At 63.6% G+C, this 24,705-nt stretch carries 19 protein-coding genes and 1 pseudogene; 15 read left to right on the forward strand and 5 right to left on the reverse strand.

Annotated elements, in window-relative coordinates:
• Positions 1-65 precede the first annotated feature (65 nt).
• Positions 66-3,086 (forward strand): type VI secretion system Vgr family protein, encoded by a 3,021-nt coding sequence (locus WNB94_RS07030; RefSeq protein ID WP_341389301.1) that lies wholly within the window; start codon positions 66-68, stop codon positions 3,084-3,086.
• 17 nt (positions 3,087-3,103) lie between these two features.
• The gene (locus WNB94_RS07035) at positions 3,104-5,935 is read left to right on the forward strand and encodes a hypothetical protein (protein WP_341389303.1); all 2,832 of its coding nucleotides are present in this window, start codon (positions 3,104-3,106) and stop codon (positions 5,933-5,935) included.
• An 18-nt stretch (positions 5,936-5,953) separates the two neighbouring features.
• Here WNB94_RS07035 and WNB94_RS07040 read toward each other — a convergent pair whose 3' ends face one another.
• Positions 5,954-6,898, reverse strand: a complete 945-nt coding sequence (locus WNB94_RS07040) for a formylglycine-generating enzyme family protein (RefSeq protein ID WP_341389304.1) — start codon at positions 6,896-6,898, stop codon at positions 5,954-5,956.
• 149 nt (positions 6,899-7,047) lie between these two features.
• On the opposite strand from WNB94_RS07040, the gene WNB94_RS07045 reads away from it, so the two are divergent.
• From WNB94_RS07045 to WNB94_RS07055, 3 genes are all read left to right on the forward strand, one after another.
• Positions 7,048-7,986 (forward strand): hypothetical protein, encoded by a 939-nt coding sequence (locus WNB94_RS07045; protein ID WP_341389305.1) that lies wholly within the window; start codon positions 7,048-7,050, stop codon positions 7,984-7,986.
• A gap of 523 nt (positions 7,987-8,509) precedes the next feature.
• Positions 8,510-9,421 (forward strand): LysR family transcriptional regulator, encoded by a 912-nt coding sequence (locus tag WNB94_RS07050; protein WP_341389306.1) that lies wholly within the window; start codon positions 8,510-8,512, stop codon positions 9,419-9,421.
• A gap of 7 nt (positions 9,422-9,428) precedes the next feature.
• The gene (locus WNB94_RS07055; protein ID WP_341389307.1) at positions 9,429-10,103 is read left to right on the forward strand and encodes an alpha/beta hydrolase; all 675 of its coding nucleotides are present in this window, start codon (positions 9,429-9,431) and stop codon (positions 10,101-10,103) included.
• On the opposite strand, the gene WNB94_RS07060 is transcribed toward WNB94_RS07055, so the two are convergent.
• Complete coding sequence (locus WNB94_RS07060; protein WP_341389975.1) at positions 10,034-10,963, reverse strand: LysR family transcriptional regulator; 930 nt, start codon at positions 10,961-10,963, stop codon at positions 10,034-10,036. The two genes, WNB94_RS07055 and WNB94_RS07060, sit on opposite strands and share 70 nt — an antisense overlap.
• A 55-nt stretch (positions 10,964-11,018) precedes the next feature.
• Between WNB94_RS07060 and WNB94_RS07065 the strand changes: the two are divergent.
• The 6 genes and pseudogenes from WNB94_RS07065 to WNB94_RS07090 form a co-directional block, all read left to right on the forward strand.
• Positions 11,019-12,329 (forward strand): annotated as a pseudogene (locus WNB94_RS07065) (3-hydroxyacyl-CoA dehydrogenase); the annotation flags it as partial.
• A gap of 22 nt (positions 12,330-12,351) precedes the next feature.
• Positions 12,352-13,548, forward strand: coding sequence for an acetyl-CoA C-acyltransferase (locus WNB94_RS07070; RefSeq protein WP_341389309.1), 1,197 nt, complete (start codon positions 12,352-12,354; stop codon positions 13,546-13,548).
• A gap of 15 nt (positions 13,549-13,563) precedes the next feature.
• Complete coding sequence (locus WNB94_RS07075; protein WP_341389310.1) at positions 13,564-14,796, forward strand: acyl-CoA dehydrogenase family protein; 1,233 nt, start codon at positions 13,564-13,566, stop codon at positions 14,794-14,796.
• Positions 14,797-14,806: 10 nt separating this feature from the next.
• Complete coding sequence (locus WNB94_RS07080) at positions 14,807-15,967, forward strand: acyl-CoA dehydrogenase family protein (RefSeq protein ID WP_341389311.1); 1,161 nt, start codon at positions 14,807-14,809, stop codon at positions 15,965-15,967.
• Positions 15,964-17,151 (forward strand): acyl-CoA dehydrogenase, encoded by a 1,188-nt coding sequence (locus WNB94_RS07085; RefSeq protein ID WP_341389312.1) that lies wholly within the window; start codon positions 15,964-15,966, stop codon positions 17,149-17,151. Before WNB94_RS07080 ends, WNB94_RS07085 begins: the two co-directional genes overlap by 4 nt.
• A 334-nt stretch (positions 17,152-17,485) precedes the next feature.
• Positions 17,486-18,889, forward strand: a complete 1,404-nt coding sequence (locus WNB94_RS07090) for a KAP family P-loop NTPase fold protein (protein ID WP_341389313.1) — start codon at positions 17,486-17,488, stop codon at positions 18,887-18,889.
• A gap of 389 nt (positions 18,890-19,278) precedes the next feature.
• On the opposite strand, the gene WNB94_RS07095 is transcribed toward WNB94_RS07090, so the two are convergent.
• Positions 19,279-19,821, reverse strand: coding sequence for a TetR/AcrR family transcriptional regulator (locus WNB94_RS07095; protein ID WP_341389314.1), 543 nt, complete (start codon positions 19,819-19,821; stop codon positions 19,279-19,281).
• A gap of 78 nt (positions 19,822-19,899) precedes the next feature.
• Between WNB94_RS07095 and WNB94_RS07100 the strand changes: the two genes are divergently transcribed.
• From WNB94_RS07100 to WNB94_RS07115, 4 genes are read left to right on the forward strand one after another with little or no spacing between them, the layout of a single operon-like run.
• Positions 19,900-20,508 (forward strand): hypothetical protein, encoded by a 609-nt coding sequence (locus WNB94_RS07100; protein WP_341389315.1) that lies wholly within the window; start codon positions 19,900-19,902, stop codon positions 20,506-20,508.
• 5 nt (positions 20,509-20,513) lie between these two features.
• Positions 20,514-21,305, forward strand: coding sequence for an SDR family NAD(P)-dependent oxidoreductase (locus tag WNB94_RS07105; RefSeq protein ID WP_341389316.1), 792 nt, complete (start codon positions 20,514-20,516; stop codon positions 21,303-21,305).
• A gap of 15 nt (positions 21,306-21,320) precedes the next feature.
• Complete coding sequence (locus WNB94_RS07110) at positions 21,321-22,370, forward strand: saccharopine dehydrogenase family protein (protein ID WP_341389317.1); 1,050 nt, start codon at positions 21,321-21,323, stop codon at positions 22,368-22,370.
• A 17-nt stretch (positions 22,371-22,387) separates the two neighbouring features.
• Positions 22,388-22,870 (forward strand): GreA/GreB family elongation factor, encoded by a 483-nt coding sequence (locus tag WNB94_RS07115; protein ID WP_341389318.1) that lies wholly within the window; start codon positions 22,388-22,390, stop codon positions 22,868-22,870.
• Here WNB94_RS07115 and WNB94_RS07120 read toward each other — a convergent pair.
• Both WNB94_RS07120 and WNB94_RS07125 read right to left on the reverse strand, forming a co-directional pair.
• Positions 22,867-23,976 (reverse strand): flavin monoamine oxidase family protein, encoded by a 1,110-nt coding sequence (locus WNB94_RS07120; RefSeq protein WP_341389319.1) that lies wholly within the window; start codon positions 23,974-23,976, stop codon positions 22,867-22,869. The two genes, WNB94_RS07115 and WNB94_RS07120, sit on opposite strands and share 4 nt — an antisense overlap.
• Positions 23,973-24,665 carry a cupin domain-containing protein gene (locus tag WNB94_RS07125; RefSeq protein ID WP_341389320.1) on the reverse strand — a complete coding sequence of 231 codons (693 nt, stop codon included), beginning with the start codon at positions 24,663-24,665 and terminating at the stop codon, positions 23,973-23,975. Before WNB94_RS07125 ends, WNB94_RS07120 begins: the two co-directional genes overlap by 4 nt.
• Between the last annotated feature and the right edge of the window lie 40 nt (positions 24,666-24,705).

The following is a 24,705-nucleotide window of genomic DNA, read 5'->3' on the forward strand; positions in this document are numbered from 1 at the left end:
GCCGGCTTCTTGCGTTAACTTCCGGGCCGGCTCAGCCACACATCAAATCCAACGGGGACGGACGCATGACCGACTTATCCGGCATCCAGCACGCCGTGCGCGGCGCTGTGGACGCCGCACTTCAATCGTTGCTCGATCAATTGCTGGGCGCAGGCATCCACCAGCACACCCGGATGCTGCGCCTGCACACCCCCCTGGGCCCGCAGGTGTTGATGGCCGAGCGCGTGCGCATGCACGAGGCCCTGGTGCCCGAAGCCGATCACGCCTTCTCGATGGACGTGCTCGCGGTGAGCACCCAGGCGCAGCTCAACCCCAACGACCTCATCGGTCAGCCTGTGCTGCTGGAGTTGCTCACCGAGGGCGGTCACGCCTTGGCGGGCAGCACCTCGGCCTGGCGTCCGTTCCATGGCCACGTACTGGCCATGCACCTGCTGGGCAGCGACGGCGGCCTGGCCCGCTACCACCTGCAGGTGGGCACCTGGCTGGACCTGCTGGCCCACCGCACGGACAGCTGGGTGTTTCAGCACCTGTCGGTGGTGGACCTGACCGAGGCCATCTTTCGCGACCACCAGGCCCAGGGTGCGCTGGTGCCGCAATGGCGTTGGGAACTGGCCGACCGCCAGGCCTACCCCGTGCGCTCGCTGTGCGTGCAACACGCTGAAACCGACCTGGCGTTCTTGCGCCGCCTGTGGGCTGAAGAAGGCCTGTACGCCTGGTTTGAACACACGGGCCAACCAGGCGAGCCCGGCCTGGGCAGCCACACCCTGGTGCTGGCCGACCACCCAGGGGCCTTCCAGCCCCACGCCCCTGGCGCGTCAGAGGCGGTGCGCTTCACCCAGGCGTCGGCGGTGCTCAAGGGCGACAGCTTGCACCGCTGGCACGCCCACCGCCAGGTGGGGCCCACCGAACTGAGCACCGCCAGCTGGGATCACCGCAGCGTGGAGAACCACATCGGCCACAGCCTGAGCGACGCGGCCCACGACCAGCCCATGGCCCTGCGCCACACCGATCAGCCCGGCGCCTATGCCCACCACACCCCTGCGGATGCGCAGCGCCTGGCCGACGTCCACATGCAGGCCCTGCAATCGCAGCGCAAACGATTTGAAGGCCAAGGCACCGTGCGCACCCTGCGCCCGGGCAGCACCTTGGCGCTGACCGACCACCCGCGCCATGCCGACGGCGAACGCTTTGTGGTGCTGAGCGTCACCCACACGGCACGCAACAACCTGAGCGCCGACGCCCAGGCGGGCCTGGACCAGCGACTGGGCCCCGCCCACCTGCCCGGCCTGCACAACGACAGCGCCGAACCCTTGTACCAAGGGCGGCTGCAGGCCCAGCGCCTCAACGTGCCCTACCGTGCGTCCTACCGCGCCCCTTGCACGCCTGAGGGGCACCGCCGAGCACAAGCGCAGGTGCACGGCCTGCAAACCGCCCTGGTGGTGGGCCTGGGCCCCGACACCCCCGTGCACACCGACCGCGACAACCGCATCAAGGTGCAATTTCATTGGCAGCGCGGCGCGCAGGCCAGCCACCGCCTCAACCACCTCACGGGCGACGACAACGCCCCGGCCTCTGACGCCTCAGGCACCTGGGTGCGCGTGGCCCAATCCTGGGCTGGCCAGAACTGGGGTGCCGTCTTCGTGCCCCGCGTGGGCCAAGAGGTGCTGGTGGGCTTCATGGAGGGCGATGCCGACCGCCCCGTCGTGCTGGGCGCCGCCTACAACGGCGAAGGCCAAGCCAACGCGCAAGGCAACCGCATCGGTGGCGGTGCCGCAGGCGCCACGGGCAACGCGCCGGCGTGGTTCCCCGGCAGCGAAACGCGTGGCGAGCTGGAAGGCCACGCCCACACCGCGTGCTTGAGTGGCTTCAAGAGCCAAAGCCTGGAAGCCAGCCAGCATGGTGGCGGTGGCCACAACCAGCTCGTCATGGACGACACCCCCGGCCAAGGCCGCGTGCTGCTGCACACCACCCAGCAGCAAACCTGGCTGCAGATGGGCCACCTGCTGCAACAGGCCGACAACCTGCGCCTGGCCCACCGTGGCCACGGCCTGGAGCTGCACACCCAGGCCCAGGCTGCGCTGCGCGCCGCCAGCGGCCTGCACCTCAGCAGCCACGCCCGCCCCGCCGGCACCACCAGCGCCCAGGGTCAACCCATGAACAGCCGCGAGGCGCAGCAACAACTGAGCGCCCACGCCCGGTTGCTCACCGCCTTGGCCGCCAACGCCAAAACCCACCGCGCCGACCTGCCCCAAGAGCCCGACGCCGCCCAACTGCCTGCGCACGAGAGCCTGCAGGCCACGCTGCAAAGCCTCAAAGGCACGCAAGCATCGGAGCACGGCCGCGTGGCCACCACCGAGCGCCCTGATCTGCTGCTCAGCGCTGCGGCTGCCATCACCACCCTCACCCCCGCCCACACGGTGCTGAGCGCTGGCCGCCACGCCACCCTCACCACCGCCGCTGATCTGAACCTGCTGGCCCAACGCCATCAGGCCTGGGCCGTGAAGAACGGCATCAGCCTCTTCACCCGGGGCGAAGCCAAAAACACCCAACGCGCCGTGCAAGACACCGGCCTGAAGCTGCACGCCGCCAGCGGCAACGTGCGCACCGAAGCCCAAAGCGGCCCCTTCACCCTCACCGCCCAACACGCCATCGACCTGCAAAGCACCGCCGCCGACATCGTCATCAGCGCCCCCAACAAAATCGTGCTCAACGGCGGTGGCGGCTACATCAAGATCGAAGGCGGCAACATCGAGCTGGGCACCAGCGGGCCGGCCAGCTTCAAGGGGGGGCAGAAGGTGTTGACGGGGGGTGGGAGTGCGTCGGCGTCACCCCCGAACTTGGCTAAACCCTCTGGGATGAAACTGGAGGGTGGGCATCACCTTCAATACCAGGCAGTAGATGCTGCAGGTAAGCCCTTGGCAAATCGCCCATACGTGATGTTCATGCCGGATGGCACCACTCACGCAGGGAAGACCGACGCAGCAGGCAAGACCAAGCTGATCACCACGGAGAACCGGCAACAGGTTCAGGTCTACATCGAAGACGCCGAGCATCAGGGCTTTCGGGTTCTCTCACAAAACCAATGATTCAGGAGGGCTGATCCGTGGCGACCGGCAAGTTTCGGCTGTATTTCACCCATGAGCACACCCAGCATGCGGCTGCTGGTGTCCAGTACCGACTCACCAACCAAGAGAGCGGGCAATATTTTTCATTTGGCACCACGGATGCCCACGGCGAAACCAAGCCTGTAGAGACCACGCATGAGGTATCGACTTGCTCGCTGGAGGTGCTGAATGCCATGACGGGCAACTATGAGGCACCTGATCGGGACGGAGCCGTAGGTGCCTCACCTTGCCCGACATTGAAACTCGCTGGTGCCACAGACAAGGGCTCGGTGCTGGAGTCCGTCCGTGTGAAGCCCTACTTTCTGGTTCGGTTTCACACGCAGCATGGCAACAAGCCCATCAGCGGAGCCAAGTACACCGCTTACCAACTCGATGCCAATGGCAAAGAAGCTGTGGCCCGAGATCTGGATCGAAGCGCACCGATCACTGGCCTCACCAACGCCAAGGGTGAGACAGGGGTTGTCTACTGCGCTGCGCCTTTGGTCTTCAAGTTTGAAATTCCGGGCACGTCTGTCAAGGTTTCGACCAAGCGGCTGGATCCCTTGCTCAAAGGCCAGAAGCTTGTGCGCTACGACATGCCTTTCAAGGTCGTGGCAGCCAGCACCGTACCTCAGACGCAAGATGCAGTTCAGCAACTCGCAGGAAAGCTCAGCTTGCCCCTGATTGTGTCGCCGGCCGATGATGAGATCATCGCCGTGCCGCAAAGCGCCTTCGATGAGTTCGAGCAGGTCAGTGGTCTGCTGGAGCAAGTCATGGCCAACGGCCACAGAGCCAAGCTGGATCTGTCTCGTGCCTTGGAGTCTGGGAATGCCAAAGAGGTGGAGGCGGCAGAAGAGGCGCTGAAGATCAGCGAAGACAAGATCAAGACCGAGCTCAACAAGAATTTTGCGAAGCTGGCTGACCTCAAAGAGGTGGTGACCTTCGAGAGCACCGCGAAGGGTGTGAATGCCCAGGGCGGCAGGCAGATGGGCTTGCGTCGGCGTTACCTCAGTCAGGATCGTTACCTGCAACTCAAAGCCAAGCGCCTCAATGAAGCTGAGTACAAGCTTCAGGTGAAGTTCGCAGGAGGTCCGGCAACGGGGGGCAAGAGCGTTTCGCCGAAGACTTTGGATGTGAAAGCACTGAAAGAGTCGTTTGCCAAGGTCAAGAACGAATTGAAGGTCAAGCAAGACCTGGCCAAGCCCGATCCGGTGGTGCTGGCACTGTTCGATGAAGCTGCCACCCAGTTCAGTGACACCATTCTCAAAAGCGATAGCTACGAGGTGGAGACGCATGCACAGTGGTTGCGCCTCGTGGCTGGTGCTGGGGCCAGTGCCGCCGCCGACTGGACGGCCAAGAAGGCAGAGATTCAAGGCAACCTGCAAGCCAAGGTGGTGTTGTGTGAGGGCAAGGCGGTGGCCCGCTATGCGTTCCCCTCGCTCAAGGGCTGGATGATGCAGTTCGGTGGCGAAGACTTGGGTGCGATCCGAGCTGTGGTGAGTTGCGAGTTGTATGGCTATGCCGGTGCGAAGCTGGTCGCCTCCGGCGCTGCAGGGGTGTCGCTGGACGGATTGAAGCAGGTGGTTGTGGGCATCAAGCCTGATGCCAAGGCGAAGTCAATGGCCGGTCAAATGAACGCGAAACGGCGCTTGCCTGCGTTTGATCCGGTCAGCGCCTATGAAAAGATGCCCGCAGACCTCAACGGCGTGAAGGCTGAGATCGACGCATTCGCGGGTATGGAAGGCGGCATCACGCCAGGTGGGGCGTTGCAGTGGCTGCCGCCGACCGAGAAAGAGTTTGTCAGCTTTGCAGAGGCGTCAGCTTCTGTTGCCGCCACGGCCGGCGCCGGGTTCAACGGCAAGGTGTTTGTGTTCCTGGCGGAAGGCAAGTTCCGCGTGCGCATCGCAGCGGGCTTGTGCCTGGGTGTGGGCGCCAAAGGCGCGCTGGAATTCACTGTCAATGCGGAAAAGCTGTTCCAGTTTGTGAAGTGGGTGCATTACTTGTTGTTGAATGCTGGTGTTCGACATTTGCTCTTCATTGAACAACGCGCATTTCAGTTGATGTCGCAACTCCTGCTGCTGTTGATTCAAGAGGGGATTGCAGTTCTGGATGGAAAGTCTGCAGCTGAGGCAGCCAAGACGGATGCGTACAAGCGGGTTGAACAGTTCACAGCATCTGTTGATGACCGGTTCGAAAAGTGGCTAAACAAAATGGACCAGGCCAAAGTTCGCAACCAACTGGTGCACAACATTAATCGCAAGTCGCCGTGGCTGGTTCATGCCACGCCCGAGACACGCGGCATGTTGCTCTACCAAATCACCCGCCATGGCACACCCAGCCACATGCGCGACCAACCGAGCGTGCAGTTGTCAGGTTGGGATCCTGAGGTTCATTTCTTGCCTGCCCACAAAGAAGCAGTGAACAACATCATGGCCACAGTTCAGACCGCCAAGGAGTGGGTGAACGTCATGGAGCACATGTCCGTGGACGGAGAGAAATCACTCAAACCAGCAGGCAAGAATGAAGGCGACGTGATCCGGTTCTTGAACAACGGCCTGTCGCTGGCTGAAGACCTGCCCTTGCTGATGCAAGACGTGAATAAGCGCAAAGAAGTCAAAAATACCGGCAACACCTACTTGGATGCCTACCTGAAGATGCGCAACTTGGTCCGCAACGACTTTCCAAAGGGCTACCAAGTGTCGCGCCTGGACACCCCGCATCTGGATCTGGTGCTGCCAGCCGATGGCCGAGAACACCCTGGCTTCGCTGTCATCCAGACAGCAGAACTGGGCGAGGCCTATGCGGGCGATCCCGGCGTAAGCACGGTCTGATTAACAGTGACGCCAGTGTCACGGCCCCACTGGGGTTGTTTGATTGACCACGCAACGGCTGGTGGTTCCTCGTCCTGCTGGAAGAATCAATTCGTCATCGACGAGTCCTTCCGGTGGCCTGTGGCTACGGGTGAAGCTCAGCCCATCGCCCATGATGAGGTGTTCACCGTTCGCGCTGCGCGAACTTCGCAGTACTTTTTCTGTCCCAGTCGCCGGCCCCATCGGATTCTTTTCTGGTGACTTGGCGTAGTAATCAGGCGCGTACCAATCGAGCATCCATTCGTGCCCCTCGGTGAACATGTCGTACAGGCCTAAGGGATTGGGGGGGAAGTGGCCTTGAGGCAATGATGGCTCCCGCCGCGTCAGCCCATGTTGCTTTGCATAGGCAGATCGTTCATCAAACGAAAACGCATTTCGCCCCAGTTCCATCTTGCCGTTGTCGGTAGCCACCACCCAGAACTGGCCTCGGTTGCGCGCGGCGTACTCCCACTGTGCTTCTGTAGGTAAGTCCATGGGCAGGTTCAACTGCTTGCCCAACCACTGGCAGTAGTCTCTGGCCTCTTGCCAGATCAAGCTGGCAGCGATCTTGGGGTGGCGCCGCTTGATCGTGAATTTGTCCATTCCGACCTTGGGCACGCCCGCCGTCTCTGCGTAGACATCGTGATCCTCGTAGGTGATCTTGTAGGCGCTCATCGAGAAGCTGTCCAGCGTCACCTTGTGCAGCGGCTTGTTGTTTGTCGACGTGCTGTAGGGCAGGCGCTCTTCGGAATGCAGGTGGCCAAAGTCGCCCATCTGAAAGCTGCCGCCCTCCACAAACTTCAACTGACCCCGCATCTTGTCCAAAAACGCTTGCGGAGCCTTGCCATCGACAGGGCCCGCCTTGCTTGGTTGATCATGGGACTGGCATGCCGTTGAGGCCAGCACCAATGACATTGCACCCGTGATGATTTTCAGTCTGCGCATGAACCGCCATCCCAATGTTCGTCTGATCCAATTATCAAGGCTTGGGTCAGTCCGCAAGCAGCACGACGGCGCAACAACGTAACAGATAGAAAGCCATGTCGGCGATATGACCTCGCACCCTCTTGAGAGGGTGTAAAGACCAAGACAGCGTGAAGGACACTCCAGTCACTCTCAAGTTCAAGGACTGCAAGATGCAAAACATAAATATGGCGGCCGCCTTCATTTTCGCGCTTGGATGCGTATCGGCATCCGAGGCTGCCGATACGCCCAAACAACCACCAATGAGTCACTGTGGGCAATGGAATTGGAACGATCGCCGCCCTGTGGATGCCCCAACCCTTCCCATCAGATCCACGTGGAAGTATGTGGCCGACAAAATTTGGCCGCCAACCGTTCTGACATTGATCGACGGAGAAGATGGCGTCAACCGCTACACCATCGCACCAGACGGCACCCACAAGGAGTACGCATCAACATACTCAGAGTTGGTTCCTTCACGTACCGGAACTAAGGTCTTGTTATCTTTTCCGCTACGAGTCGGATCGAGTTGGAAAGACGAATTCAAAGAGGTGGGTGAGTATCAATCCACATACGAGCACTACGTCTATGACTACGAAGAGCATTCGACCAGTACAGTCCTGAGTCTTGAAACCATTGATGTTGCTGCGGGTCGCTTCCGAACATTCCACATACAGCGCATTGCACATTGGGCTAAGACAGCTCCGCGTGACTTGGGAAGCAAGTATGGCGGCCGCGAATGGGAGGCGGGCAACAAGTCGGTGACGGGCGTGACCATCACCCACTTGTGGTACGCACCAGCTGTCGGTCGCGGAGTATTGAAGGCCACCATGCGCGTAGGAGACGACTCCTACATTCCTGATGCGGCTTCATTCCTGAACTATGCAAACGCTTCCATCATAGAACTTCAGTCTTATTCTGACGATCGAGGTTCCTGTCAAGGCAAAGCCATCCTCCGCGCGCGTCAACCTGATATGTACTTCCCCCCGGGCTACGCTGTGGCGCCCAATACATCGTGGGAATGGGCGCTACAAATGAGAGAACACCGGGCTCGATTGACAGCCAATTGACTCTTTAGGTCCACCGACACCCCGGAGGCGCTAGTGATCAGTAAGCGTCTGGTGAAGGTATCTTGAGGGGCTCAGCCTAAAGCGAGAGGATAGTTTCCGCCAAGACGACAAGTGGACACTATGCAAAGCGCTCCAACGAAGCGCGCCTGGCGCAACCATGGACCAGAACTCAAGCGCCAGGTCGTTTTGGCTTGCCAACAGCCGGGCGCATCAGTGGCCGCGGTAGCGTTGGCGCATGGTCTCAATGCCAACCTCGTGCGCCGCTGGCTTCTAGACCCACCAAAAGCGAACACCGCAGGGCTGTAGCTGGCCGACATGTAGCGTCTTCATACAAGTGTCCATTCCCAGAGTCGGTCGGCCTGTGGCAGAGCCCATCCGCCCGGAGTCACGCCGTAGCGCCAGCATCGTGAACCTGCAATGGCCTGCGGCATCGGGCTCGTCACTCGAATTGGGCTCGGCTGTGATCGAGTTTTTTCTATCATGAATAGAATGCAAGTCTATAACAAACGCTTGCAATAAGCTCATGCTAGAACTCCGCCACCTCCGCTCCCTGGTCGCCATCGCCGACGCCGGCAAACTGGCCACGGCGGCTGAGCGGGTGCACTTGAGCCAATCGGCGCTGTCGCACCAGATCCGCGCTTTGGAAGACCACCATGGCCTGGCGCTGTTCGAGCGCACACGCCAGGGTCTGCAGTTCACCCCCGCTGGCGAGCGCTTGCTCACCCTGGCGCGCAGCGTGCTGGGCGAGGTCAGCGCGGCCGAGCGCGACTTGCAGCGCATGAAGGGCGAGACCACAGGCGAGCTGCGCATCGCGCTGGAGTGCCACACCTGCTTCGATTGGCTGATGCCCGTGATGCACGCCTTTCGCCAGCGTTGGCCCGAGGTCGAGGTCGATCTGGTGGCGGGCTTCCATGCCGAGCCCTTGGCCTTGCTCAAAGAAGGCCGGGCGGACCTGGTGATCGGCTCGGCGCCCAAGTCGGCGCGGGCCTGGCAGGTGTCGCCTTTGTTCAAGTTCGAGATGATGGCCGTGGTGGCCAACGACCACCCCTTGCGCCATAAGCGCTTCGTCACGGCCCGCGATCTGGCCGATGAAACCCTGATCACCTACCCCGTGCCCGATGCCCGCATCGACCTGGTGCGCGAGGTGCTGGCGCCCGCCAAGGTCAACCCGGCGCGCCGCACGGCCGAGTTGACGGTGGCCATCGTGCAGTTGGTGGCCAGCCGGCGCGGCGTGGCGGCCCTGCCCAGTTGGGGCCTGCAAAGCTATCTGGAGCACGACTATGTGCAGGCCGTGCGCATCGGCCCCAAAGGTCTGTGGAGCGAGCTGCACGCCATCTGCCCCAAGGCCCAGGCCTCGCGCCCCTACATGCAGGACATGGCCCAGATCATTCGCCAGCAGTGCGCGCAGTTGCCCGGCATCGAATGGCTGGCATGATCAAGGCATGATGCTTGACGCCCTGGAATACGAAACCGGCCCGCAGCCCCAGCGCTGCCTGATCATCCTGCACGGCCTGGGGGCCGACGGCAGCGACTTCGAACCCGTGTGCCAGATGCTGGCGCGTGATCTTGCCGATCTGGGGCCCTTGCGCTTCGTGCTGCCCAGCGCCCCGGTCATGCCGGTCAGCATCAATGGCGGCTACCGCATGCGGGCCTGGTACGACATCCGGCCCACCACCGGGCCCGAGCGTGAAGACGCGCTCACGATGCGCGCCTCGCTGCAGGCTATCCACGCCCTGATGGATACCGAGGTGGCACGTGGCGTGCCTGCCGATGGCATCGTGCTGATGGGCTTTTCGCAGGGGTGCGCCATGACGCTGCTGGCGGGCCTGCGCTACCCACACACCTTGGCCGGGCTGGTGGGGCTGTCAGGCTACCTGCCCCTGCCCGAGACCACCGAGGCTGAGCGCCATCCCGCCAACGTGCGCACACCGGTGTTCATCGGCCATGGCGATGCCGATGGCGTGGTGCCCACGGTGCGCGGCCAGCAGGCCTACGCCGTGCTCAGGCAGTTGGGCCAACCCGTGGAGTGGCACGAGTACCCCATTGATCACAGCGTGTGCGAAGACGAGATCGACGACATCGCCGCCTGGCTGCGCCGGGCCTGGTCCAGCACATAGTCGATGAAGGTGGACGCGGCCCGCGTGTGGTGGCGGTTGGGCATGTACAGCATCATCATGCGCATGCCGAAGATGCTGAGCTTCCATTCGTCCAGCGTGGTCAGCACCTCGCCCTGCGCCACCAGATCAGCCACCACGTAATCAGGCACCAGGCCCACGCCCAGGCCGGCCACGATGGCCTCGCGCAAAAACAAAAAGTTCTCGGATGTGAGCGTGGGCTGCAGGGCCACTTCGTGGCGCTCGCCCTCCAGGTAGGCGGCCAGCACCAATTGGCGCCCCACCACGCCTGAGGTGATGATGGGCGCACGCCCCAGTTCGTCCAGCGTGCGGGGCAGGCCATGCGCCTGCACATGGCGGCGGTGCGCGCAGGCCACGTAATGCACCGGGCCCATGTCGCGGGCCACCAGGCTGTCGGGCGGGTTGCTCATCACGCGCACGGCGATGTCCACCTCGTCGCGCAGCAGGTCGGTCACGCGGTTCTCAAAGGCCACGTCCAGCACGATGCCCGGGTAGCTGCGCTTGAAATCCAGCAACCAGGGCGACATCACCATCTGCCCATAACCGCTGGGCAGGCTCAGGCGCACACGGCCTTGCAGGCTTTGCCCCAGGGTGTTGACGGCCTCGTGGGCCGCGGCCAGCTCTTGCCGGATGCGGCGGCCATGCTCGTACAGGCGCAAGCCCATCTCGGTGGGCTGCAACTGGCGGGTGGTGCGGCGCACCAGTTGGGCGCCCAGTTGTTGTTCGAACTGCTTGAGCCGGTAGCTGACGTTGGCGCGGCTCATGTTCAAACGCCGGGCCGCCTCGCTGAGGTTGCCGGCGTCCAGGATGTCCACCAGCAGGCTCAGGGCGGCAGGGTCGATGTCAGGCATGGCTGGTTTGTCAACTTTCATTTGACAGTCTTTCAAGGGTGAGCACGATTGTCAAGATGCGCCTGAGAGGAAAGAATCCCATTCGATGTCTCACACACCACCCACCACAGCACTTCGCCCCGTGCACCACGCGGGCGTGATCGGCGGCGGCACCATGGGCGCCGGCATCGCCGTGGCCTTGCTGCAAGCCGGTTTGCGCGTCACCCTGGTCGAGCGTAACGACACCGCCCTGCACGCCGGCACCCAACGCATCCAAAAGGTCTTCGACGGCATGGTGGCCAAGGGCCGTCTCAGCGACGAGGCCGCTCGCGACACCCTCAGTCGCCTGCAACCCAGCACCGCCATGCGCGACCTGGCCCCAGTGGACCTGGCCATCGAAGCCGTGTTTGAAGACATGGCCGTGAAGCTGGCCGTGTTCGCCGAGATGGACCGCCACTGCCAACCCGGCGCGATCCTGGCCACCAACACTTCGTACCTGGATGTCAACGAGATCGCTGGCGCGATCACCCGCCCGGCGGACGTGATCGGGCTGCATTTCTTCTCGCCCGCCCACGTGATGAAACTGCTGGAGGTGGTGACACCCCAGGCCGTGGCGCCCGATGTGGTGGCCACCGCGCTGGCGCTGGCGCAACGCCTGGGCAAGGTGGCGGTGTGCGCGGGGGTGTGCGATGGCTTCATCGGCAACCGCATCCTGGCCATCTACCGCACGGCAGCCGACCACATGGTCGAAGATGGCGCCAGCCCCTACGAGATCGATGCCATGGCCCGCGAGTTTGGCTACCCCATGGGACCGTATGAAGTGAGCGACCTGGCCGGGGGCGACATCGGCTGGGCCACACGCAAACGCCGCGCCGCCACGCGGGACCCGCGCGCCCGCTATGTGCGCATCGCCGACCGCCTGTGCGAACAAGGCTGGTTCGGCCAGAAAACCGGGCGCGGCTGGTACCGCTACGCCCCGGGCAGCCGCCAGGGCACACCCTGCCCCGACGTGATGGCCATCATCGAGGCCGAGCGCGGCAGGGTGGGCATCACGCCCCGCCGCTTCAGCGATGAAGACATGCGCTGGCGCTACCTGTGCGCCATGGTCAATGAGGGCGTGCGTGTGGTGGACGAAGGCATCGCCCAACGCCCTGCGGACGTGGACCTGGTGATGTGCCATGGCTATGGCTTCCCCCAAGACCTGGGCGGCCCCATGGCCTGGGCCGATGCGCAAGGGCTGGACACCGTGCTGGCCCACATCCGCCGCTTTCATGAAGAAGACCGCGCGCGCGACCCGCTGTTCTGGCGCCCGGCCCCCTTGCTGGAACGCCTGGTGGCCGAAGGCCGCAGCCTGGCCTCACTCCACACCGCCGCCTGACACCCCAAACTGAACACCCACCATGCGCCAAGCCGTCATCGTTGCCACCGCCCGCACGCCGCTGACCAAATCCCACCGGGGCGAGCTGAACATCACCCCCGGGCCCACGCTGGCCGCGATGGCCGTGAAGGCCGCCGTGCAACGCGCCGGCATCGAGCCCGATCGCATTGAAGACTGCATCCTGGGGTGTGGCTACCCTGAGGGCATCACCGGCCGCAACATCGCCCGGCAAAGCATCATCCGCAGCGAGCTGCCCCTGAGCATCGCGGGCGCCACGGTCAATCGCTTCTGCGCCTCGGGCCTGCAGGCCATCGCGATGGCGGCCAGCCGCATCGTGGTGGATGGCGCGCCGGCCATGATCGCCGGCGGCATCGAGAGCATCTCGGGCATCCGCACGCGCGAAGACGGCAACAGCGGCATGGACCCATGGATCGTCGAGCACAAGCCGGCCCTGTACATGGCCATGATCGAAACGGCCGACATCGTGGCGCAGCGATACGGCATCAGCCGCGAGGCCCAAGACCGCTTCTCGGTGGAGAGCCAGCGCAAGACCGCCGAGGCCCAGGCCGCCGGGCGCTACCGCGACGAGATCGTCCCCATCACCACCACCATGGCGGTGCAGGACAAGGCCAGCCAAGAGATCACCCACCACACGGCCACCATCGACCACGACACCTGCAACCGACCGGGCACTACCTACGAGGCCCTGGCCAAGCTGGCGCCCGTGCGCGGGCCTGACCAGTTCATCACCGCCGGCAACGCCTCGCAGTTGAGCGACGGCGCCTCGGCCTGCGTGCTGATGGAGCGTGCCGAGGCCGAGCGCCTGGGCCTGCAGCCGCTGGGCGCCTTCAGGGGCATGGCCCTGGCCGGTTGCGAGCCCGATGAAATGGGCATCGGGCCGGTGTTCGCGGTGCCCAAGCTGCTGGCGCGACACGGCCTGACGGTGGACGACATCGACCTGTGGGAACTCAACGAAGCCTTCGCCTCGCAAAGCATCTACTGCCAGCAGCGGCTGGGCATCCCGGATGAGCGCCTGAACGTGAACGGCGGTGCGATTTCGATCGGCCACCCCTTTGGCATGACCGGCGCCCGCCTGGTGGGCACCGTGCTGCTGGAAGGCCGCCGACGCAAGGCGCAGAACCCCAAGGTGAAGTGGGCCGTGGTGACCATGTGCATTGCCGGCGGCATGGGCGCCGCGGGCCTGTTCGAGATTTTCTGACCGCGAGGCCCCGCCATGGACTTGAGCTTCACCCCCGACGAACAGGCCTTCAAAGACGAGGTGCGGCACTTTGTGCAGCACGAGGTGCCCGCCGCCCTGCGCGCCAAGGTGCGCGATGGCCAGCACCTGAGCAAGGCCGAACACGAGCAATGGCATGCGCTGCTGCACCAGCGCGGCTGGCTGGCCAGCCACTGGCCGCGCGAATGGGGTGGCCCCGGATGGACGCCCGTGCAACGGTTCATCTTCGACCACGAATGCGCCCTGGCCTACTGCCCCCGCACCGTGCCCTTTGGCGTGAACATGCTGGGCCCCGTGCTCATCAAGTACGGCACCGAGGCGCAAAAGCGCCACTGGCTGCCGCGCATCCTCAACGGCGACGACTGGTGGTGCCAGGGCTACTCCGAGCCCGGCGCCGGCTCGGACCTCGCCGCCGTCAAAACCACGGCCGTCAAGGACGCCTCGGGCGAGTTCTACGTGGTCAGTGGCCAGAAAACCTGGACCACCCTGGGCCACCACGCCAACATGATCTTCTGCCTGGTGCGCACCAACCGCGAGGCCAAGAAGCAAGAAGGCATCAGCTTCCTGCTGATCGACATGCGCAGCCCCGGCGTGGAGGTGCGCCCCATCATCACGCTGGATGGCGCCCACGAGGTCAACGAGGTGTTCTTCACCGATGTGAAGGTGCCGGTGGCCAACCTGGTGGGCACCGAGCACCAGGGCTGGACCTGCGCCAAGTTCCTGCTCACGTACGAGCGCACCAACATCGCGGGCGTGGGCTTCTCGGTGGCGGCGCTGGCCCGCGTCAAGGCCGTGGCCAGCCGCGTGATGAAGGGCGGGCGCCCCTTGCTGGACGACCCCTTGTTTGCCGCCCGCCTGGCCCGCATCGAGATCGATCTGCGCAACATGCAGACCACCAACCTGCGCGTGATCGCGGCGGCGGCCGATGGCGGCGCCCCCGGCGCCGAAAGCTCGATGCTGAAGATCAAGGGCACCGAAATCAGGCAGGAACTCAGCGCCCTGCTGCGCCGCGCCCTGGGGCCGCAGGCCATGGCCTTGTGGCAGCACGGCGCCGAGGAATCCGGCCCCGACACAGGGGGGCGCCCTGGGGCAAATCCCATGGAGCGCGGCACGCCACCTGAAGCAGACTTCGCTGCCCAGCAATACTTCAACAACCGCAAGCTGTCGATCTTCGGGGGCTCCAACGAAGTCCAGAAGAACATCATTGCCAAGCTGATCCTGGGGTTGTAAGGACCACGCGATGAATTTCACCCACACCGACAACCGGCGCATGCTCAGCGACACGCTGGGCCGCTTCATCGCCAACCGGTACGACATCGACACGCGGCACAAGATCTCTCAAAGCCCGCAGGGCTACAGCCCCAACCGCTGGCAATCGTTCGCCGACCTGGGCGCCATCGCCGCCCTGCTGCCCGAGGCCCACGGCGGCCTGGGCGGCACAGGGCAAGACATTGCCGTGGTGTTCGAAGCGCTGGGCCGTGGCCTGGTGCTGGAGCCCTTCTTGCCCACTGCCGTGCTGGCCGGCAGCGCCCTGGCCCACGCCGGCAACGCCGAACAACAGGCCTTGCTGGCCAACGTGGCCGACGGCACCCTGATCATGAGCCTGGCGCACGAAGAGCCTCAGTCGCATTACGACCTGACGCAGGTGCGCACCCAGGCCACGCGCGAAGGCGCCCACTGGGTGCTGCAGGGCCGCAAGACCATGGTGCCCCTGGCCCACCAGTCTGAATTGCTGGTGGTGTCGGCCCGCACCGCTGGCGAGCCTGGTGATGCGCATGGGGTGTCGCTGTTCGTGTTGCCCGTGGACACCCCTGGCGTGCGCGTGCGGCCCTACCCCACCGCCGATGGCGCCCGCGTGGCCGATGTGGCCCTGCACGGCGCCGTGCTGCCTGACCACGCCCTGCTGGGCCCGCTGCACGAAGGCCTGCCCGCGCTGGCGCACGCGGTGGGCCGCGGCGTGCTGGCCTTGTGCGCCGAGGCCCTGGGCGCGATGGACGTCGTGAAAGCCCAGACCGTGGCCTACCTGCAAACGCGTCAGCAGTTTGGCAAGCCGATCGGCAGCTTCCAGGCCCTGCAGCACCGCATGGCCGCGCTGTTGCTGGAGATCGAGCAAGCCCGCTCGGCGGTGATCAACGCCGCCTGCGCCCTGGACGAGGCCGACGACCCCATCGCCCGCGACTGCGCGTTGTCGGCGGCCAAGATGACCATGGGCCGCGTGGGCACGCTGGTGGCCGAAGAGTGCATCCAGCTGCACGGCGGCATCGGCATGACCTGGGAGCTGCCCCTGGCCCACTACGCCAAACGCCTGATCGCCATCGACCACCAACTGGGCGATGAAGACCACCACCTGGCGCGGTTCATCGCCTTGAGCCGCCTCGCCAACGACCCTGGGCACCCATGAGCAAAGCCACCTTCCACTGGGCCGATCCCCTGCTGCTGGACGACCAGCTGAGCTCTGAAGAGCGCCAGGTGCGCGACGCGGCGCAAGCCTACGCGCAAGACCAACTGCTGCCCCGCGTGACGCAGGCCTTCAGGCACGAGCACACCGACCCGGCCATCTTCAGAGAGATGGGCGCGCTGGGCCTGCTGGGCGCCACCATCCCGGCCGAGTACGGCGGTGCGGGGCTGAACTACGTGAGCTACGGGCTGATCGCCCGCGAGGTGGAGCGCGTGGACAGCGGCTACCGCTCGATGATGAGCGTGCAGTCGTCGCTGGTGATGCTGCCCATCTACGAGTTTGGCAATGAGGCCACGCGGCAAAAGTACCTGCCCAAGCTGGCCACGGGCGAGTTCATTGGCTGCTTTGGGCTGACGGAGCCCAACCACGGCTCTGACCCGGCCAGCATGCTGACGCGCGCCACCAAGGTGGACGGCGGCTACACGCTGCGCGGCAGCAAGATGTGGATCAGCAACTCACCGATTGCGGATGTGTTCGTGGTGTGGGCGCAGTGCGAGGAAGATGGCAAGGACCAGATCCGGGGCTTTGTGCTGGAGAAGGGCTGGAAGGGCCTGAGCGCACCGGCCATCCACGGCAAGGTGGGGCTGCGCGCCAGCATCACGGGCGAGATCGTGATGGACGATGTGTTTGTGCCGGAAGAGAACGCGTTTCCCACGGTGCGGGGGCTGAAGGGGCCGTTCACGTGCCTGAACAGCGCGCGCTATGGGATTTCTTGGGGCGCGATGGGCGCGGCCGAGGATTGCTGGTTCAGGGCGCGGCAGTATGTGCTGGACCGTCATCAGTTTGGGCGGCCGCTGGCGGCCAATCAGCTGGTGCAGAAGAAGCTGGCCGACATGCAGACCGAGATCGCGCTGGGCCTGCAGGGCAGCTTGCGGCTGGGGCGCTTGAAGGACGAGGGCAAGGCGGCGGTGGAGATCACGTCGATCATGAAGCGCAACAACTGCGGCAAGGCGCTGGACATTGCCCGCCTGGCGCGCGACATGATGGGCGGCAACGGCATCAGCGACGAGTTTGGCGTGGCCCGCCACCTGGTGAACCTGGAGGTGGTGAATACCTACGAAGGCACGCATGACGTGCATGCCTTGATCCTGGGGCGGGCGCAGACGGGGATTCAGGCGTTCTTCTGAACGCTTTTGGGTGCCGCGCGCCCAGGCCCACCCCCCGGCCCGCCCGGCTTGACGATGCCGGTCCCGCTCCGTGAGCGGGACTGCCCGGCGATGCTCTCAGGCCGGTGGTGCCGAGGAACTCGCTACGCGGCCTCCAGCCGCTGCGCTCAAACATCCTCGGCAAGTTTGATGGACGAAGCGCGCTGCGCGCGCCCACCGACCTGCTGCGCTTCTCGGCGCCATCGACGGCGCCGGGCGGGCCGGGGGGTGGGCCTACAGGTTCGTAGCTTGCGTCAGATTATTTGCGACGTAAGGCAAGATATCCTGAGAACCATCAACGAAGCCACGAGGAGTCATGATGAAGTACAGAGGTAGCGAAATTGAAGTGCCGGATGACGACATTTATAAAAACGATGCGCTGCAAAGAAGGCCGGTCGTTGAATTCATTTCCAGCTTTTTGCTTGATCTAGATGGTCCGTTCGTACTTGCTATCGACGCGCCATGGGGCACAGGCAAGACCACCTTGATTCGGATGCTGCAAGCAAAACTCAAAAACGAGGGCGCCACGAACATCTACTTCAACGCATGGAAGGTGGACTACGTGACAGATCCACTTGTCGCACTCGTGGCAGCAATTGACAAAGTCGCTCCGAAAGATGCGAATACCATGGACAAGTTCAGGGGGCACATGAACACGGTGAAAAAACTCACCACTTCGGTAGCCAAACACGGCGTCATAGCGGCCGCAAAAGCTGCCACCTTGGGAATGCTAGATCTAGAAGATCCATTAGAAAGCATCGCTTCGGATTTCACTGGCGACGTAACAAAAAATATCGTCGACTCCTTCCAAAAGGAGAATGAATCTCTTGAAAAATTACGGCAGGAGCTTTCAGAAGCCATATCAGAATGCAGCACAGAGAAGCAAGGAAAACCAATTTACTTTTTTATAGACGAATTAGACAGGTGCCGCCCATCATTTGCCATAGAAACCCTGGAGCGAATAAAGCACCTATTCGACACAAGAAACCTTGTCTTCATTCTATCAATCGACAAAAGACAACTGCAATCATCTGTTGCCTCAATATATGGAGAAGGAATTGACTCCCAAGAATACCTCAGGAGATTCTTCGATATGGAGTTCAGTCTCCCCCCAGCGCCCCAAAAGCAATTTATTAGGGCGCAGATGAATTCCCTTGAAATAAATACATACCTGGAAGGCCGAAAGAACTCCCAACAAACTCGAGATGATGACGACCAATTAGTCTCCGCCCTAGCGGAACTCGCGACCACATTCAACATCTCCCTACGCACACTTGAGCGAGTAATTAGCAGAATAGCACTGGTCTGCCACCAAACCCCCAATACACAATTTCTAGACCCAATCCTCGCCGCCTTCTTAGTGATATTGCGAACCCATAACATCGACGTGTTCAACGACCTTGCAAGCGGACACATCGAGCCTAGAGGCGCCATGGAGTACGTTCAAAATCAAAGAGGGGGGAAGTCATTTAGAGAAAGCAGGCTAGGCCTAATAATAGAAGCCTACTTAATAAAGGGAGACAGCGACCAAGAGCGAAGAACACGAACGATTGAAGGACTAAAAAACGCAACCAACACCACAAGCCACACCGGAACTCACGCACGTGATTTACTCAGCATGCTGGAACATACCCCACCTCACGCGTTCCATCGCTTCGATTTTAATATATCAACACTGATCAGCAAGGTTGACCTGACGCACTCATTGACAGCAAACTAGCCAATCACTCACCCACCTTCCAAAATTGAGCATTTGATTAGCGAATTTAAAATTTCGAATTGGCGTATGTGCGATGCAGCGCATCTTATAAGTCAAAAACGGAGAATGCAATGGCTGCCGCCAACGCAATCATCTTCGGCATACAGTGCGCTTCATATACAAGCCCCCACTTTTCGACAGGCCACCTTTCCGTCCGAAATCAGTTCTTGCTTTAGTAACAATTGCTGGGAACGGCTTGCCCGCGACCAGCTACACCCCGAGTGGGTAACACACACAAAACATCGCTGGGAAAAAATACGTCACCACACAGCCCCGCCGGGCGCGGGGGACATGAGCGGCGTGGGGTGCCCGGTGGGGCTGTGGCGCTCAGACCGAAGCTGTGTAGCCCGTCACAACTTGCCATTGCCCGCCAGCCACTGCACCACCTTGTCAAACTGCTGCGAGGTATGCGGGTGAGACAACAAGCCCTCGACCACATAGGTGCCCACCGTCGCCATCACAGACGCCTTCGTGCGCGACATGCCCTTGGACACCATTTGCTGCACCAGCATCGCGTCCAGCATCTCGTGAAAGCGGTCGTGCCACTCGCGCACCGTCTCTGAGCGATCCAGGCGCGAATGCACCGTCGAGATCAGCTTGCTGGCCTGCTGAAACTCGCCCAGCAGCCAACGCAGCTGAACGCCCAAAGACTGTTCTTGCATGCCTGCCACTTGCAGCAAGGCCTTGTTGACCAGACGGTCCAGCGTGGCCACCAGCAGGTCGTCCTTGCTGGCAAAGTACCAGTACAGCGTGTTGGGCGCCACGCCAGCAGCCTTCGCCACCGCCGCCATCGACGTGGCCTCGTAGCCGTCGGCCAAAAACAGCGCGCAGGCGGCTTCCTCGATCTGCTCACGCTTCACTTCAGCATCGACATCGCGCTTGTTTCGGGCCATGGGCGGCATCTTAAACGACATCTTGAATGCCATTCAACAAGTGCTATAGTCGCGGCGTGTTGAACGCCATTCAAGATCATGCACGCCGTCCGCCAACCCGTCACTGACCTGACCGAATCAGACCTCCGGGCCATGCGCTTCAAGGACCTCATGGCCTTGTTTGGCCGGCTGCCGGCGCCGTCCCTGCAGGACATGGATGGCGAGTTCGCCGCGCGCCTGCTGGCGCAGCCCAATGCCGTGGCCCAGGTCATCGGCCACCTGACGGTCAACAACCCGCTCATGCCGGGGCGCTGGCTGTGCAAGGCCTTCACGCCGGTGTCGGCTGATCGCGGTCAGGGCTACAACAGCTTCGCGCACCTGGGCCGCACGGTGCGGCGCTACCCCATGCAGACGCTGATCGCACCCTCTCGCTATGACGGGCGTCCGGCCTACACCCTGGTCTACGCGGCGTTTTCGTCCATGTGCGGCGCCATCCACATGGTGGATGAGGTGCGGCAGGTGGCGCCCGGGCTTTACCTCGGCATTGGCACTTGGGGCTTCACCGACGGACAACGCCAGGTGCCGCTGCCCTTTGTGCTGCGCGGCCCCATCGCCCCTTATGCGGGGCACATCGGCCGTCGCAAGCAAGGCTTCAACATCCACCAAGAGATTCCCGCTTTAAGGCACACCGCAAGGCAGAAAGGCTGATCACCGTGAACACTCCTCGTCGCAAAGCCCTCATCACGGGCGCATCCGCCGGCATTGGCGCCACCTTCGCCCGGCAGTTGGCCGCCCAGGGCTACGACCTGCTGCTGGCCGCCCGCCGTGGCAACCGCCTGAAAGACCTGGCCCAAGAGTTGTCCCAACGGCATCAGGTGCAGTGCGAAGTCCTGTCGGTGGACCTGGCCAGCCCGGGCGCCACGGCCACGGTCATGGCCCACCTGGCGCACCTGAACTGGCACATCGACTTTCTGGTGAACAACGCGGGGCTGTCGGGGCACTCCAAGTTCGCGGCATCGCCCTGGGCCCCGCTGGGCGGCGAGATCCAGCTGATGATGACCACCCTGACCGAGCTGACGCACAGCATCGCGCCCGGCATGATCGAGCGGCGCTGGGGGCGCATCATCAACGTGTCGTCGCTGGCCGCGCTCTCGCCACCCGGCGAAAGCCTGCTGTACTCGGCCATCAAGACCTACGTGCTGGTGTTGTCGCAGTCGCTGGACATGGAGTTCAAGCCGCACGGGGTGCACGTGACGGCGCTGTGCCCGGGCTTCACCCACAGCGAGTTCCATGATGTGATGGGCACGCGAGACACGGCCAACCGCTTGCCAGCCATCTTATGGCAACAGCCTGACGATGTGGTCGCTGAATCGATCCGTGCCGTGATGAAGGGCAAGCCCGTGTGCGTACCCGGTACAGTCAACAAGTTCCTGGCCGCCATCATGCGGCCCATGCCCTTGTGGATGGGCTACCTGATGGGCAAGACCTTCAACCCCTTCAAATGACACACGGCTGACCCCATGGCATGGATGATCTACGGCGCCAATGGCTACACCGGCGAACTCATCGCCCGTGAGGCCGCAGCACGGGGCATGAGCCCCATCCTGGCGGGGCGCAACCAGGACAAGGTTCAGCGTCTGGCCCAAGAACTGAAGCTGGAACACCGCGCCTTCGATCTGGACACCCCCAGCCGCATCGCAGCCCAACTGGCGGGCATCAAGGTGGTCTTGTTGGCCGCAGGGCCGTTCTCGGCCACCAGCCAGCCCATGGTTCAGGCCTGCATCCAGGCCGGCGCGCATTACCTGGACATCACCGGCGAGATCGATGTGTTCGAGCAGGTGTTTTGCTGTGATGCCCAGGCGCGCCAGGCCGGCGTGGTGCTCTGCCCGGGCGTGGGCTTCGATGTGATCCCGACCGATTGCGTGGCAGCGGCGCTGAAGCAAGCCCTGCCGGACGCGGTGGAGCTGCGCCTGGGCTTCGACACCACCGTCAGCCTGTCGCCAGGCACCCTCAAGACCACGCTGGAAAGCACGCCACAGGGTGGCCGGGTTCGCCGCGATGGACAACTGAAGCGGGTGCCGCTGGCACATGAAGTCCGCCGCATCGACTTTGGTCGGGGCGAGCGCCTGGCGGCGTCCGTGCCCTGGGGCGATGTGTCCACCGCGTTCCACTCCACCGGCATCCCCAACGTGACGGTGTTCGTGCCCACCACTCGCCTGGGCGTGGTCGGCATGCGCTTGGGCAACGTCTTGGGGCCGTTGTTGAAGCTGCCAGTGGTTCAGCGCTTCTTGGCCGCCTTGGTGACCAAGACCGTCAAGGGCCCCGATGAAGCCGCCCGGGCCCGCATGCCCGCCTATGTGTGGGGTGAGGCCCTCAACGCGCGCGGCGAGCGGCGCACAGCGCGTGTGCAAACGGTCAATGGCTACAGCCTGACCGTGCCTGGGGCGCTGGCCGTGACGAATCACCTGCTGACCCACGATGCGCCGGCGGGGTTCACCACCCCATCGCGCCTGATGGGCACCGGCCTGGTGAGCCAACTGCCGGGAGGTGGCCAGATCGTGATCGAGTGAGGCAAAATGCCCTGATCATGGACAAATCCTCGCTGCAGCAGCAGGTGTTGCAACGGCTGGCCGACGACCTGCTGCACACCGAGCAGGCCGCGCGGGCAGCCCACGAAACGGCGACGCACGAAGAAAACATCGCCGAAAACAAATACGACACCTTGGGGCTGGAGGCCTCTTACCTGGCCACGGGTCAGGCGCGTCGTGCGGAGGCCATTCGTCAAGCGATGGCGAATTGGCGCCAGTTCTGTCCCCGCCCTTACAACGACCGCCAGGGCATCCAGCTGGGGGCGCTGGTCTGCCTGGTGGATGCCGATGAGCAGCGCCAACAACTGTTTCTGGGCCCGCCCGGCGGCAGCATGACCTTGCTCAGCGGCGATGAGCGCATTCAAGTCATCAGCAACGAATCACCCTTGGGCCAGGCCATGCTGGGCAAGTGCGAAGGCGATGAGGTGTCGATACAGGTTGGCCCGCACCGGCAGCAGTTTGAGGTGTTGTCGGCGGTTTAAGCCAAGGTGGCGCACTTGAAGTAGTGCACCACCCCCATCTCCGCCGCCTCCACCGCCCCAGCCAGGTAGCCCGGAAAGCTCACCGACCACTCGCTGCCCACCCCCGCCACGCACCCGGCCCAAGGGCCGGTGACGGCCATCGTGGGCAGGCCCGGCTCCGGATGGGCACCACCTGCGCGCACATCATCCGCCGTGGCGGTCAGGGGCTCTTGCGCCCAGTCCATCAGGTGTTCATGGCGCGGCGTGGCCGCCTGGGGGCCGAAGAGCCTCACCAATTGCGCCCGGGCCAGGTCTTGCAAGGCCTGGGCCGATACACGCTGCCGCGTTGCGGCCGGTACGCCGATGAAGCCAAACAGCGCGGCCGCCCCGCCCGGCATGGAGGCGTCATGCAGCTCCACCATGGGCCCCACGGCGCTGCGTGCGCTGCCGCTCAGGCCCTGATCGCGCCAGAAGGGCTGGTCATACGTCGCCAGGTACTTGGCGTGCGGCGCCATCCAGGTGTCGCAGGCCTGCCAGGCCCGATGCAGCTCGGGCGGCAGGGCTGGCTGCCATTCGATGCACTGTGCGGCCAGGCGGGGCGGCAGGGCCAGCAGCACGTGCTGCGCCACACAGGCCTGCGATTGCACCTGGCCAGGCCCCTCATCCACCTTGATGTCCAGCCGCAGGCCGTGCTCGCTTCGGGCAACCTGCTGAACCGTGCACCCCAGGCGCACGGTACCGGGCTCCAGACGCTCGTGCAAGGCGTCCACCAGACGCCCCATGCCACCATGCAGACGCATCGATGGCGGCGCGCTGCGCATGCCAGGCACGCGCATGGGGGGCTGGGCGGTCGATCGCTCCCACACCATGTCGCCCTCATCGGGCTGCACGAAGGTGCGCACGCCCAACTCGACCAGCAGGGCCTGCAGATCGGCTTGCATCTCGGGCCAGCACCAGGTGGCGCCCAGGTCCATGCCCTGCAGCGTGTGCACACGCCCACCCAGGCGTGATCGCGCTTCCAGCACCAGCACCTCGCGCACCCCTTGTGACTGCAAGCGCCAGGCCGCCAGCAAGCCGCTGAGCCCGCCGCCGATGATGGCCACGCGGGCCGACAGGTCAGTGCTCATCGTGCAGGTGGCAAATCGATCAGCTCGCGCAGGTGCCCGGCCTTCAGGTACAGCTCGGCCCCTTCCGGGCCCGCCTCCACCCCCAGCCCGTCGCCCGGCGGAAGCCGCAGCCAGGCGCCCTGGGGCAAGGTGTGGCCTGCCTCCAGCAGGCTGCCCTGCAGCACCAGCAGTTCAGCCCCCGCGTCGTTGCCCTCGGGCAGCAGCAAGGCACCAGGTTGCAGCCGCAACACCTGCACCCGCTCGCCAAAACCCTCATACAAGGGGCACACCGCCCGGTCGATCAGGTGGTGCCAACGGGTGGCATCGCGCGTGTTGACGCACACCGTGGCCCGGTCGGCCGGGTTCATCTGCCACAGCTTGACGAAGATGATGCACCCCGCGGGGCTGCCAGGCTGGTGGGCCGAACCGGGCGGGTTGCGCAGGTAGGTGCCCGCGGAGTGCAGCGTTGACCCTTCAGCGAAGGTGCCTGACAACACCAGGATTTCTTCGCCACCCGGGTGCTCGTGCGCCGGGAAGCTGGCCGCAGGCGCATAGCGCACGATGCTGGTGGCACGCGCCTTTTCGTCGCCGATGCGGTCGAGCATGCGGCGCTCCACGCCGGGCTGGGGCGATGGCACCCAGGGCTTGGTCTCGGAGTTGATGACCACTCGAAGCGAGAAGTCAGCGTTCAGCCAAACGGATGAGGTCATGATGGGTTGAGGTCATCAAAGTGTTGCTCAGCTTGCAGTA

Source organism: Aquabacterium sp. A3, assembly GCF_038069945.1.
Taxonomy (GTDB): domain Bacteria; phylum Pseudomonadota; class Gammaproteobacteria; order Burkholderiales; family Burkholderiaceae_C; genus Aquabacterium.